12 protein-coding genes and 3 pseudogenes are annotated in these 12,035 nt (G+C 55.7%); 12 read left to right on the top strand and 3 right to left on the bottom strand.

The window, feature by feature from the left end; genetic code table 11:
- The first annotated feature begins 80 nt into the window (after positions 1-80).
- Positions 81-419, top strand: a complete 339-nt coding sequence (locus CXB77_RS11185) for a P-II family nitrogen regulator (RefSeq protein ID WP_105074060.1) — start codon at positions 81-83, stop codon at positions 417-419.
- A gap of 13 nt (positions 420-432) precedes the next feature.
- Here the strand turns inward: CXB77_RS11185 and CXB77_RS11180 are convergent, their stop codons facing one another.
- Entirely contained in the window at positions 433-1,260 is an 828-nt protein-coding gene (locus CXB77_RS11180) for an outer membrane protein assembly factor BamD (protein WP_105073932.1), read from the bottom strand.
- A gap of 72 nt (positions 1,261-1,332) precedes the next feature.
- On the opposite strand from CXB77_RS11180, the gene rluD reads away from it, so the two are divergent.
- Together rluD and pgeF are read left to right on the top strand one after the other, a co-directional pair.
- Positions 1,333-2,313, top strand: coding sequence for a 23S rRNA pseudouridine(1911/1915/1917) synthase RluD (gene rluD, locus CXB77_RS11175; protein WP_105073931.1), 981 nt, complete (start codon positions 1,333-1,335; stop codon positions 2,311-2,313).
- The gene (pgeF, locus tag CXB77_RS11170) at positions 2,294-3,049 is read left to right on the top strand and encodes a peptidoglycan editing factor PgeF (RefSeq protein ID WP_105073930.1); all 756 of its coding nucleotides are present in this window, start codon (positions 2,294-2,296) and stop codon (positions 3,047-3,049) included. Before rluD ends, pgeF begins: the two co-directional genes overlap by 20 nt.
- On the opposite strand, the gene CXB77_RS11165 is transcribed toward pgeF, so the two are convergent.
- Together CXB77_RS11165 and CXB77_RS11160 are read right to left on the bottom strand one after the other, a co-directional pair.
- The gene (locus CXB77_RS11165; RefSeq protein ID WP_105073929.1) at positions 3,042-3,521 is read right to left on the bottom strand and encodes a MerR family transcriptional regulator; all 480 of its coding nucleotides are present in this window, start codon (positions 3,519-3,521) and stop codon (positions 3,042-3,044) included. The genes pgeF and CXB77_RS11165 overlap by 8 nt on opposite strands.
- A gap of 5 nt (positions 3,522-3,526) precedes the next feature.
- Positions 3,527-3,754, bottom strand: coding sequence for a hypothetical protein (locus CXB77_RS11160; RefSeq protein WP_105073928.1), 228 nt, complete (start codon positions 3,752-3,754; stop codon positions 3,527-3,529).
- A 155-nt stretch (positions 3,755-3,909) separates the two neighbouring features.
- Here CXB77_RS11160 and CXB77_RS11155 point away from each other — a divergent pair, with 155 nt between their 5' ends.
- From CXB77_RS11155 to CXB77_RS11125, 9 genes and pseudogenes are all read left to right on the top strand, one after another.
- Positions 3,910-4,401 carry a glycine cleavage system protein R gene (locus CXB77_RS11155; protein WP_242445666.1) on the top strand — a complete coding sequence of 164 codons (492 nt, stop codon included), beginning with the start codon at positions 3,910-3,912 and terminating at the stop codon, positions 4,399-4,401.
- A gap of 3 nt (positions 4,402-4,404) precedes the next feature.
- Positions 4,405-4,955, top strand: a pseudogene (gene def / locus CXB77_RS11150) (peptide deformylase).
- 38 nt (positions 4,956-4,993) lie between these two features.
- Positions 4,994-6,016 (top strand): hypothetical protein, encoded by a 1,023-nt coding sequence (locus CXB77_RS23870; protein WP_347338112.1) that lies wholly within the window; start codon positions 4,994-4,996, stop codon positions 6,014-6,016.
- Positions 5,899-6,560 (top strand): annotated as a pseudogene (locus tag CXB77_RS23865) (S41 family peptidase); the annotation flags it as partial. The gene CXB77_RS23870 and the pseudogene CXB77_RS23865, both read left to right, overlap by 118 nt.
- Positions 6,555-7,094, top strand: a complete 540-nt coding sequence (locus CXB77_RS23860) for a carboxy terminal-processing peptidase (protein ID WP_431520723.1) — start codon at positions 6,555-6,557, stop codon at positions 7,092-7,094. The pseudogene CXB77_RS23865 and the gene CXB77_RS23860, both read left to right, overlap by 6 nt.
- Entirely contained in the window at positions 7,094-8,866 is a 1,773-nt protein-coding gene (gene gshA / locus CXB77_RS11140; protein ID WP_242445642.1) for a glutamate--cysteine ligase, read from the top strand. Before CXB77_RS23860 ends, gshA begins: the two co-directional genes overlap by 1 nt.
- Entirely contained in the window at positions 8,863-9,816 is a 954-nt protein-coding gene (locus tag CXB77_RS11135) for a respiratory chain complex I subunit 1 family protein (protein ID WP_105073926.1), read from the top strand. The genes gshA and CXB77_RS11135 overlap by 4 nt, the downstream gene beginning before the upstream one ends.
- Positions 9,813-10,520 carry a formate hydrogenlyase gene (locus CXB77_RS11130; protein ID WP_105073925.1) on the top strand — a complete coding sequence of 236 codons (708 nt, stop codon included), beginning with the start codon at positions 9,813-9,815 and terminating at the stop codon, positions 10,518-10,520. Before CXB77_RS11135 ends, CXB77_RS11130 begins: the two co-directional genes overlap by 4 nt.
- Positions 10,517-11,988 (top strand): annotated as a pseudogene (locus tag CXB77_RS11125) (hydrogenase 4 subunit F). The gene CXB77_RS11130 and the pseudogene CXB77_RS11125 overlap by 4 nt, the downstream one beginning before the upstream one ends.
- Positions 11,989-12,035: the final 47 nt, after the last annotated feature.

Here is a 12,035-nt window from a genome sequence, read left to right as displayed (position 1 = left end):
ATTGGCGTTATTTATCATGCGGTCAAATCGCTATACTTTCCGGCTTGCAGTCGTCACGAATCACAACGGAGCACAATCTGATGAAAAAAGTTGAAGCTGTCATTAAACCGTTCAAGTTGGATGATGTGCGCGAGGCGCTGTCTGCCGCTGGTATCACCGGCATGACCGCAATTGAAGTGAAGGGCTTTGGGCGGCAAAAAGGTCACACCGAGCTGTATCGCGGTGCGGAATATGTGGTGGATTTTCTGCCGAAGGTGAAGATCGAACTGGTGTTGGCGGACGATCAAGTAGAAGACTGCATCAATGCCATTACCACTGCGGCGCGAACCGGCAAAATTGGTGATGGCAAGATTTTTGTCTCAGAAGTCACGCGGGTGGTGCGGATTCGCACCGGCGAGGAAGACGAAGCGGCGATTTAACCGCTGGCGGCGTTTAGTTCTCGTCGAGACTGAAGTACTCCCACAGTTTGCGAGCAAGATCGACCTTTTCTGGTTTGGGTTGCGCTGCCGTCAAGCGTCCGGCTTGGCGATTCAGTTCCAACACGCGCTTGGCGTCAGCGGCAAGTTCCGGCTTGTCGAGGGCGCGATACGCCTCAATCAGCACTTCAAGCGCCGCTTCCACTGCACTGGTGCGTTGAAAGTGCTCAATCACATAATTCGCCCGATTTGCTGCTGCCAAATAGGCGTCGCGTCGCATGTAATACTGCGCCACGTTGACCTCGTGCTGTGCCAAATTGTTGCGCAAATACAGCATCCTCTGCCGCGCATCCTCGGCATATTTGCTGTTGGGAAATTTTTCCACCAGTGCGGAAAAGTCGTTGAACGCATCGAGCGCCGAACCGGGATCGCGCTGGGAAGCATCCATCGGAATGTAGCGGTCGAGAAAACCCACGCTGCGGTTGTAGTTGACGATGCCCTTGAGATAGTAGGCGTAGTCAACAAACGGGTTTTGCGGATAGAGTTTGATGAAGCGATCCGCTGCGGCAATCGCTTCTTCCGGCTCCTCGGCGCGATAGTGCACATAAGCAACATCAAGCTGCGCCTGCATCGCGTGACGACCGAACGGATAACGCGCTTCCAACTTTTCGTAAAGTTCGACCGCTTTGGCGTAATTACCGGAATCCAATTCAGCCGCTGCTTCGGCGTAGAGTTTGGCTGCACTCCAGCCCTCGGTGGGGTCGATTTCCTTGCCAAACACTCCGCAGCCAGCGAGCGCGATAGCGAGTAACAGCATGGATAGTCGTATTAACGTTTGTGGCATAACAACCAAAGGATACCGGTTTGAAATTATGTGCAGTATAACCAAAGGCATTCATTCCCGTGCGGTGTCGGCATGAGCGCCAACGTTGTGGAAATTGTGCAACGTCACGTTGCGGTTGACGCCACACTGGCGGGCGCTCGGCTCGATCAAGCAGTGGCCGCATTGCTGCCGGAATTTTCCCGCAGCCGCTTGCAGCAGTGGATCGACGCCGGGCAAGTGCTGGTCAACGATGCACCGCGCCGTTGCCGCGACAAAGTCTGGTGCGGCGATGCGATCCGCGTTGATGCCCAGCTCGCAGTCAGTGACACCTGCATCGCGCAGGACATCGCGCTTAATGTCGTTTATGAAGACGCCGCGTTGTTGGTCATCAATAAACCTGCCGGTTTGGTGGTGCATCCGGCAGCGGGCAATCCCGACGGCACGTTGCAAAATGCGCTGCTGCATTACGCGCCAGCGTTGGCGACCATTCCCCGCGCTGGCATCGTTCACCGATTGGACAAAGACACCAGCGGTTTATTGGTTATCGCCAAAACGCTCGCCGCGCATCGCTCGCTGGTCGAACAGTTGCAGGCGCGAGAAGTGCACCGCGAATATCGGGCGCTGGTGATTGGCGAAGTCGTCGCTGGTGGACGGATTGAGGCGTCAGTCGGTCGTCATCCCACGCAGCGGCTGCGGATGGCAGTTGTCGCGCACGGGCGACCAGCGGTGACGCACTATCGGGTGCTGGCGCGGCTCCCCGGACACACGCTGCTGGCGGTGGAACTGGAAACTGGGCGCACCCATCAAATCCGCGTTCATCTCACCCATCTGCATTTTCCGCTGGTTGGCGATCACGTTTACGGCAGCCGCCCGCGTCCACCCAAAGGCTGTGCGCCAGCTCTGACGACCGCGCTGCAAACCTTTCCGCGTCAGGCACTTCACGCGATCCGGTTGGGCTTAATCCATCCGACCAGCGGCGAGCCGATGCAGTGGGAAATTCCGCAAGCGACCGACATCACCGCGCTGTTGGAACTATTGCAACAGGAGGCAGCGCGTGGAACTGATCCAACCTGATTGGCCAGCACCGTCACGAGTGCGCGCGTTTTCCACCACGCGCAGCGGCGGTGTCAGTAGCGGCGAGTTTGCCAGCTTGAATCTGGCCGATCACGTCGGCGACGCGCCAGCCGACGTTGCCACCAATCGCGCCCGTCTGCGTACTGAATTGGAGTTGCCCGCCGAACCGTGCTGGCTGCACCAAGTGCACGGTTGCACCATCGTCACCGCCAGCCCAGCGCAGCAAAACTGTGAAGCAGATGGATCGCTGGCGCGGGAATCGGGCGCGGTGTGCGCAGTAATGACTGCCGACTGTTTGCCGCTGCTGTTTTGTGATGAACTCGGCACGAGCGTCGCAGCGGTTCATGCCGGCTGGCGCGGGCTGGCGGATGGCGTGATTGAAATGGCAGTGGCAACGCTGGCGCTGCCGCCAGAGCAAATGCTGGTGTGGCTTGGCCCAGCAATTGGCGCTACGGCGTTTATCGTTGGCGATGAAGTGCGCGAGCGGTTTGTGACCAACGATGCAGCGGCGGCGGGTGCATTTCAGCCAAGCCCCAACAGCACGGTGACGCTGCCGCGCTGGCAGGCGGATTTATTTCTGCTGGCGCGGCAGCGTTTGCAGCGGTTGGGAATTGAGCGGATTTATGGCGGCGGTAACTGCACTTTTTCACAGCCAGACCGCTTTTTTTCTTATCGCCGTGACGGAATCACTGGGCGCATGGCGAGTGTCATTTGGCTGGCGCAGCAAGTTAATTAAGCTCTTGTTCCCAAATGAGATTCAGCAATTCAGAAGCATCGAGCCGTTGATTCACCAAACACTCTGGGCAACCGCTGCGCGTTGGCGCATTCCCGCAGTGAAAACAGGATTCCAAAGTGGTTGCAGCAAATGATAAATCTGCTGTCAACTGCGTTAATAACGCCATTTGTGCATTGACCTGTTCATGCAATGTCGTTAATAGCGTATGAATGGCATGGCTGCTTTCTGCGCCGGTTGCATAGTGTTCTCGTGTGGTCGCAATGGTTTTGACTAAATGCAGCGGAATTCCCGCATTTGCCAACCGTAAAATGGCACTAAACCGCGCAATATCCGCATCAGAATAATAACGAGTTCCGCCCGCCGTGCGCCGACTAGAAATTAATCCTTCTGCTTCATAAAACCGCAGTGTTCGTGGCGTTGTGCCAAGTAATTCAACCACTTCACCAATTTTTTTAAATGCACCGGTTTTCATTGTGCTTAAATACCGATCAATTGCGCGGTATAGCCAAAGGATTGAACTTGTGCACATAGCGTTGCGCTGTTCGTTAAATCAGGATTGAATGCGATGGTCAATAAATGCGCTTTCTCTGGAGTAAAACGCGGGGCAATGACGCCGTCAATTTGCCGCAGTGCCTGTTCTAACTCCGCGCACTGTTGCGCATTTAGATTGTCGGTAATGTGAATTAAAATGTCGCTGATATTCATAAAATAGCCTCGATAGACGAATTGTTGGAACCACAATCTTTATATGACGCTAAGGTTAGATTGTCAACACAGCATTCCCTACAACGCTATTTTTAGCATAACCAACAGAATTAACCGGAGAAATAACTGATGGCGGCTTGGAATATGTTGACTTGGTGGTGTCGACCGCCCGCATCGTGGCGCAGGTGACGCACACGCTGTATCAACTCGGCGGCAATCTCGGCGAGGCGTCGATGATTCGGCTCGGCGGCAATTTCACCATCATGTTGATGGTGAGCGGCGATCTTTCTACCGAAGCGATGTTGGCGGCGCTCGCGCCAGTCAGCACGGCGCTGGGTTTGCGGGTACACGTCGATCCGGTGCACGGCGAATTACACCAGCATCAGGTGCCAAATTTTCAGGTGCGCGTCAACGGCGCGGATCGGGCGGGGATCGTCGCCGAAGTGACGGCGATTTTGGCGACACAGGGGTTTAACATTTTAGAACTGGATTCGGATGTCGCTGGCGATTTGGCGCAGCCGCTCTATCTGATGAATATCCAAGGATTTTGCGCCGCACCGCTCGAGGCACTGGAGACGGCACTCGCGCCGTTGATCGCGCAGGGCGTGGCGGTGACGGTGGCGCCGCTTGAACTGATGATTGGTTAAGTCATGGCAATTCTGGAGATTTTGAAACTTCCCGATCCACGTCTCAAACAGATGTCGGAACCGGTGACGCAATTTGATGCTGCGTTGCACGACTTCATCGCTGATTTAGAAGCCACGCGCCAAGCTGGACCGTCGGCAGTTGGCATTGCTGCGCCGCAGGTCGATTATTTTCAGCGGATTGTGATTGTGGACGTGTCGGGGCGACCGAAAACACCAAATCACGGTTATCTCGTGCTGGTCAATCCTGAAATCGTGCACTGGGAAGGTCACGCAGTCGGGCGCGAAGGTTGTTTATCGGTGCCGGATTACACTGGCAACGTGATTCGAGCAACGGCAATTCGGCTGCGAGCGCAGGACGGCGACGGTCAAGTGCATGAATTTGAAATGGAAGGCTATGAAGCCGCGCCGTCCAACACGAAATGGATCACCTTGACGGGTTACTATTTGTGGATCGCGTCGTGAGTCGCCGCACTGATTTGTATCGGCGCAAACAAGCTAAAACTGATGGTTTGCGTTGGCGGTTAATCGTTATCAGTGATTGGTGTTGTGAATGACCACTGCCAACTGACAACTAAAAATTTGAGAATTTATTATGAAACAAAGTTTTAACCGCGTTTTCTTTTTTGCAGCGCTGCTGGTAGCAACGACGACGAGCTGGGCGACGCCGCGCCCGGTGCCGTTATCGGAACTGTTTCCGGGAGCGGGGCAAACTAAATCAGTGGTCGTTATCAACAAGGTGCTGGAGCGGTATCACTACCGCAAAGTCAATCTGGATGATGAATTTGCGCAGCAAGTGTTTGAAAAATATCTGGAAGCACTTGATCCCAGCCGCGCATTTTTTCAAGCGCATGATATCGAACGTTTTGAAACCGGCAGCCGCCGACTCGCCGAGCAGTTGCGCAGCGGCGATTTGGCAATTGCATTTGATGTGTTTCGCGTCTATCGAATGCGCGTTGATGAACGGGTTGCTCACGCGCTGCAACTGTTAAAAGGGCAATTCGATTTCAATCGAACATTGTTTTATGAAGTTGATCCTAAACATAAAAAATGGCTTGACAGCGAAGCAGAGCTGAACGAACTGTGGCGCAAGCGGGTGATGAACGACTTTCTCACATTGCGGCTGGCCAGCAAGCCGGATGCTGAAATCCGCGAGCGGTTGCAAAAACGCTACGACGGGCTGGCGCGGCGCATTCACCAATTCAAAGGCGATGATATTTTTCAAACCTTTATCAACGCTTACACGCAGACGCTGGAACCGCACACCAGTTTTATGTCGCCAGATACCTCGGTTAATTTCGACATCAGTATGAAATTGTCGTTGGAAGGCATCGGCGCAGTGTTGCGCGGCGATAACGAATACACCGTCGTACAAAGCACCGTCGCCGGAGGGCCAGCGCGGGAATCTGGGCAAATTCATTCCGGCGATCAAATGTTGGCGTGGGACAAGGACTGGATGGCGCAATGGAAGATGTCGTCGGCTGGCGCTTGGAAGATGTGGTGGACAAAATTCGTGGTCCCAAAGGTTCCGTGGTGCGCTTGCAATTGCTGTCCAAAGCGCCCGGCACGTCGAACCGCACCCGCGAAATCACGTTGGTGCGCAACGAAATCAAATTAGAAGATCAAGCCGCTAAAAGTTTCGTCGTCGATCAACTGGCAAATGCGCCCGATACCAAAATCGGCGTCATTGAAATTCCAGCGTTTTATCGAGATTTCGAGGGCGAAAATGCTGGCAATCAAAATTTCCGCAGCACCACCCGCGACGTGCGGCAATTGATCATGGAGCTGCGGGCGCAGGGCGTGTCGGGAATCGTGATTGATCTGCGCGGCAACGGCGGTGGTTCGCTGGCGGAAGCGACTTCGCTTACCGGCTTGTTTATCGACACCGGACCAGTCGTTCAGGTCAAGGATGCGTTCGGCAAAATTGAAGTCGAAGCCGATACCGATCCGGGTGCGGCGTACACCGGACCGTTGGCGGTCGTCGTCGATCGGGACAGTGCCTCAGCGTCGGAGATTTTCGCTGCCGCAATTCAAGATCACGGACGCGGTTTGATTATGGCGAACCGACGTTCGGGAAAGGCACGGTGCAAACGCTCATTGATCTCAACCGCTACGTTCCCGGTGAACACGGCGATTTGGGACGACTGCGTTTGACGATGGCGGAGTTTTTCCGCATCAACGGCGGCAGCACGCAACTTCACGGCGTCACGCCAGATATTGAATTTCCCAGCGCCAGCAATCTCAATGAACACGGCGAACGGTCACTCGACCACGCGCTGCCGTGGACGCAGATCAAACCCGCTGATTACCACGCCAGCAAATTAATCAATCTTGACCAATTACGCCGTCAATCTGCGGCGCGGATTGCCCAAGACTCTGGATTCAAAATGCTGACCGAACGCAGCAAGATGCTGCATGACATCGACACCGAAACCGAAGTTTCGCTGCGGGAAAGCCAGCGTCGGGCAGAAAATCAACAGCGTGAACAGGCGTTTAAGACCGATCGGGAGCGTTATCTGCGGGTGCGCGGCATTACACCAGTCGATGAAAATGCCGAGCAAATTGATGAAGACGCGCTGGAAGTGGAGCGCAAAGCGATTGCGCGGATTGAAATTGAAGAGGCAGCGCGGATCGTGATTGATAGCATTTTGCTGGAACGCGGAGCGCCAGCGCCGCAACAAGCCGTGATGCGGTGATGAACAACGATCTCACTTTGATGAAATCCCCCCAACCCCCCTTTTTCAAAGGGGGGCTTTCCGCTGCGTCCACCGTTGCAAAAGAGGGGCTTGCTGCTGTTCCCCCCTTTGCGACAGGTGAACTTTCTCCTGTTCCCCCCTTTGTAAAAGGGGGGTTAGGGGGGATTTCAACGCAGTTAATTGCTGCCGGTGGCACGGCAGCGTTGCGCGGCAATCGCATCGGCTTGGAAAAAGAAGCGTTGCGGGTGACGGCAGACGGGCACTTCGCCACCACGCCGCACCCGTTCACCCTCGGCGCAGCGTTTACCCATCCGCAGATCACCACCGATTTTTCTGAGGCGCTCATCGAACTCATCACGCCGCCGCTCGCCGATGCTGGCGCGGCACTCGCGGCACTGACTGAGATTCATCAGTTTGTTTATCAACAGCTTGGCGATGAACGGCTGTGGGCAACCAGTATGCCGTGTCGGTTGCGCCACGCCGAACATATTCCGCTGGCGCGTTACGGCAGCTCCAACGCCGCGACCATGAAAACCGCGTATCGGCGCGGGCTGGGCAATCGCTACGGACGCACGATGCAGCTCATCGCTGGAGTGCATTTCAACTTTTCCCTCGCCGATGCGTTCTGGGATATTTATCAAGATCAAACGCTTGCCCTTGATGCAGCGACCGCATTTCGCGCCGAAGCGCAGATGGGCATGATTCGCAATTTGCAGCGGATTGGCTGGCTCGTGCCGTATTTATTTGGCGCATCGCCGGTGGTGGATGCCAGCTTTGTCGCCGGTCAAGCGACTGATTTACAAGGTTTTGATGCCGACACGCTGTGTTATCCGTTCGCCACTTCGCTGCGCATGGGCGACATCGGCTATCAAAACAAACAGGAAGAAGGCGCAGGCATCAAGGCCAATTACGACAGCCTCGATGCGTATGTGCGCAGCCTGACTTGGGCGATTGAAACGCCTTGTCCGCGTTATGAGGACATCGGCATCAAAATTGGCGAGCGTTATGAACAGCTCAACGCCAACGTGCTGCAAATCGAAAACGAGTACTACAGCACGGTGCGTCCGAAGCAGCCGCCGCATTGGTTGGAAAAACCAACGCTGGCGCTGCGGCGACGCGGCATTCGCTATGTCGAACTGCGCTCGCTGGATGTGAACATTTTTGAGCCGGTCGGCGTCGGTAGCGAGCAACTGCTGTTTCTCGACACGCTGATGTTGACCTGTTTGCTGCAACCCAGTCCGCGCATCAACGCCCGCGAACGGCGTGATATTGATGATAATCAAGTCGTTGTCGCGCATCGTGGTCGCGAGCCGGGTTTGGCATTACAGCGCGACCGTCGCGCCGTTTCGCTGCAACACTGGGCAACGGAAATGCTGACCGAAATGTGCGCAGTCGCCGAATTGCTCGACGGCGCAGCGGGCGGAATGCGGTCACGTAATTTGCGGCGCCAGCGCGAAAAAATCGCCGATCCTGAATTGACGCCCTCGGCGCAGATTCTCGACGCGCTGCGCCAGCACGGTGAGAGCTTTGCAGAATTCGCGCTGCGCTGGTCGGAACAGCATCGTCAACAGTTGCAGGCAACGGCGCTGGCAGCAGAACGTCAAGCTGAATTTGTGCAATTGGCAGCGAAATCACACGCCAAACAGCGGGCGATTGAAGCAGCGGACGATCTGAATTTCGATGATTTTTTAACGGCTTATTTCGCCGGAGAACAATCCCCCCCAGCCCCCCTTTTCCCAAGGGTGGAGCGAGACGATGGAGAACCCGCATGACCGTTGTCACTTGGCTAATTGCGCTGTTGCAAGCCGTGCTTTACGTCGCACTCGCGCCGCTGCTGATTGGCTGGGTGCGCAAAGTCAAAGCGCGGCTGCAAAACCGACGCGGTGCGCCGCTGCTGCAAGCCTATTTCGACCTGCGCAAGTTATTGATTAAAGAGATTAGAGTGCCGCACACCGCGTCGCTGCTGTTTCGCGCTGCGCCGTATATCGTGTTTGTGGCGACGTGGCTGGCGGCGGCGACCGTGCCGCTGGTGACGCTCGATCTGCCGATTGCGCAGATTGCCGATATTATTGTTTTGGTTGGATTATTGGCGCTGGCGCGGTTTTTTCTGGCACTGGCGGGAATGGACGTAGGCACGGCATTTGGCGGCATGGGCGCATCGCGGGAAATGCTGATTTCGGCGCTGGCGGAACCGGCGATGCTGATGGCGGTGTTCACGCTGGCGATGACCGCGCACAGCACCAGTTTGGTCAGCGTGATGGCGCATCATTTGGCCGACGGGTTTCTGTTGCGCCCATCGTATTTATTCGCACTCGGCGCATTGCTGCTGGTGGCGCTGGCGGAATGCGGACGGATTCCGGTTGACAATCCAACCACGCATTTGGAATTGACGATGGTGCACGAGGCGATGCTGTTGGAATACAGCGGGCGACATTTGGCGCTGATGGAATGGGCCGCGCAGCTCAAATTGCTGCTGTACGGCGTGTTGATTACCAACGTATTTTTTCCGTGGGGCGTGGGTCAGGATTTCGCACCGTTGACGCTGCTGCTCGGACTGGGCGCAGTGGTCATCAAGCTGATGGTGCTGGGCGCAGTGCTGGCAGTCGCGGAAACTGGATTGGCAAAAATGCGACTGTTTCGCGTCCCAGCATTTCTCAATTTGGCATTGCTGCTGGCGCTATTGGGCTTGTTAAGCCATGTCATTTTGGAGCTGGGCGCGTGACGCAATTATCACTGCTGCAACAAATCATCCTCCTGCTCGCCGCGCTGGCGCTGTTTTTATCCTTCGTATTGCTGGCGCAGGCGCGATTGGTCGCTGCCATTCACGCTTTCGCATGGCAAGGCGTGTTGGTCGCTGCCGTGACGCTGGTCGTCGGTTTAGCTGGCAGCGCCCATCACCTTTATTTTTCGGCGGGATTAACGCTGGCGCTCAAAGGCTTGCTGATTCCGTGGATGCTGCATCGGCTGGCGCGGCGACTGGAATTGTCGCGGCATACCGAACTGCTGTCTCACCCAGCGTTGGTGATTATGGCGGCGGTGCTGCTGGTGATTTTCAGCTACTGGCTGGTGGAACCGATGGTGGCGCAGGAGCTGGCATTTACCCGCAATATCATCGCCGTGAGTTTGGCAGTGGTGCTGATTGGCTTACTGATGATGGTGTTTCGGCAGCAGGCAGTCGCGCAGGTGCTGGGCTTTATGTCCATGGAAAATGGGCTGTTTCTCGCCGCAGTCTCGGCCACGGCGGGAATGCCGCTGGTGGTGGAACTGGGCGTCGCATTTGACGTATTGGTGGCGATGGTGCTGTTTGGCGTGTTCTTTTTTCAAATCCGCGAGAGCATTGATTCGCTGAATGTCGATCGCTTGAATCGGTTGACTGAGGTGGAAAATCCCCCCCAACCACCCTTTTCCAAAGGGGGGAATTTATGACCGCGCTGCTGTTGATGCTACTGACGCCACTGCTTGGTGGTTTGCTGCTGGCGCTGATTCGTCCGCCAGCGTGGGCAGGTTGGTTCAATCTGGCAGTGTCAATTACGACGCTCGGCGCGGCAGTGTGGCTGGCGTGGCAGGTGGCAACCGATGGAGTGATTGCTGGAGCGCATTTTCGCGTCGATGCGTTTAACGTTTATCTCGTGGTGTTAACTGCCTTTGTCGGCGTTACGACTTCAATTTTTTCAAGACCTTACATGCGCCATGTCTGCGCCAGCGGCAAAATCAGCGCAGGCAGTTTGCGGGTTTATCACAGCATGTATCAGGCGTTCATGCTCACCATGCTGGTGGCGTTGACGACTGACAACCTCGGCGTTTTATGGGTGGCAATTGAGGGCGCAACGCTGGCGACGGTGCTTTTAGTCTCGCTGTATCGCACTCCCGAAGCAGTCGAAGCAGCATGGAAATACTTTATTTTATGCGGAGTTGGCATCGCGTTGGCGCTGTTCGGAACGGTGTTGACCTACTTCGCAGCCCAGCACGTCGTCACCGATCCCAGCGCCGGATTAACGTGGAGCCTGTTGTACGAACGCGCTCACGAACTCGATCCAACCGTGATGCGCATTGCTTTTGTATTTTTATTAGTCGGTTACGGCACGAAAGTGGGCTTGGTTCCGATGCACCAGTGGCTGCCCGATGCCATTCCGAAGGCCCAACGCCAATGTCCGCCGTGTTATCCGGGCTGCTGCTCAATGTCGCGTTGTACGCAGTGGTGCGACTGAAAATGTTGGTGGACGGCTCGCTGGCGACAACGGCAACGCCGCATTTGGCGGGATCGCTGCTGATGGGTTTTGGTCTCGTGTCGTTTACCGTCGCCGGACTATTTCTGCATCGTCAACGCGACATCAAACGCATGTTCAGTTATTCGTCGATTGAACACATGGGACTGATGACCTTTGCGTTTGGGCTGGGCGGACCGCTCGCCACCTTCGGCGCACTGCTGCACATGCTGGTGCATTCCTTAACCAAATCAGCGATTTTCATCACCGTTGGTCACGCCACGCACATTGCAGGAACGCAAGCCATTGAGCGCATTCGTGGGTTAATTCGCACCCAACCGGCAGTGGGCTGGTCGCTGCTGTTCGGCGTGGTGGCGATTGCGGGCTTTCCGCCGTTTGGCGTATTTACCAGCGAATTCTTATTGTTAACGGCGACGATGCAAACGCAGCCGTGGTTTACCGTCGCGCTGGTGAGTGGATTGGCGATTGCCTTTGCTGGGCTGTTTCGCCACCTGCATCCGATGGTGTACGGCGCAGCGCCCGAAGGTCAGCAACCCGTCGCTGCCAACATGTTGCCGGTGTTGCTGCATTTAGGGCTGGTGTTGTGGCTGGGTTTATCCATTCCAGATTTTCTCGCAGCTTGGTTGGATCGGGCGACCGAGTTGATTACTGGAGTGCGGTTGCTGTAACACTGCCTGTCAACTGAAAACTGCCAACTTCTCAACTGCTAACAGGA

The sequence above is a fragment of the Chromatium okenii genome (assembly GCF_002958735.1).
Classification (GTDB): domain Bacteria; phylum Pseudomonadota; class Gammaproteobacteria; order Chromatiales; family Chromatiaceae; genus Chromatium; species Chromatium okenii_A.
The sequence above is the reverse complement of the archived record's forward strand: the minus strand, read 5'-3'. Positions and strand labels throughout refer to the sequence as shown.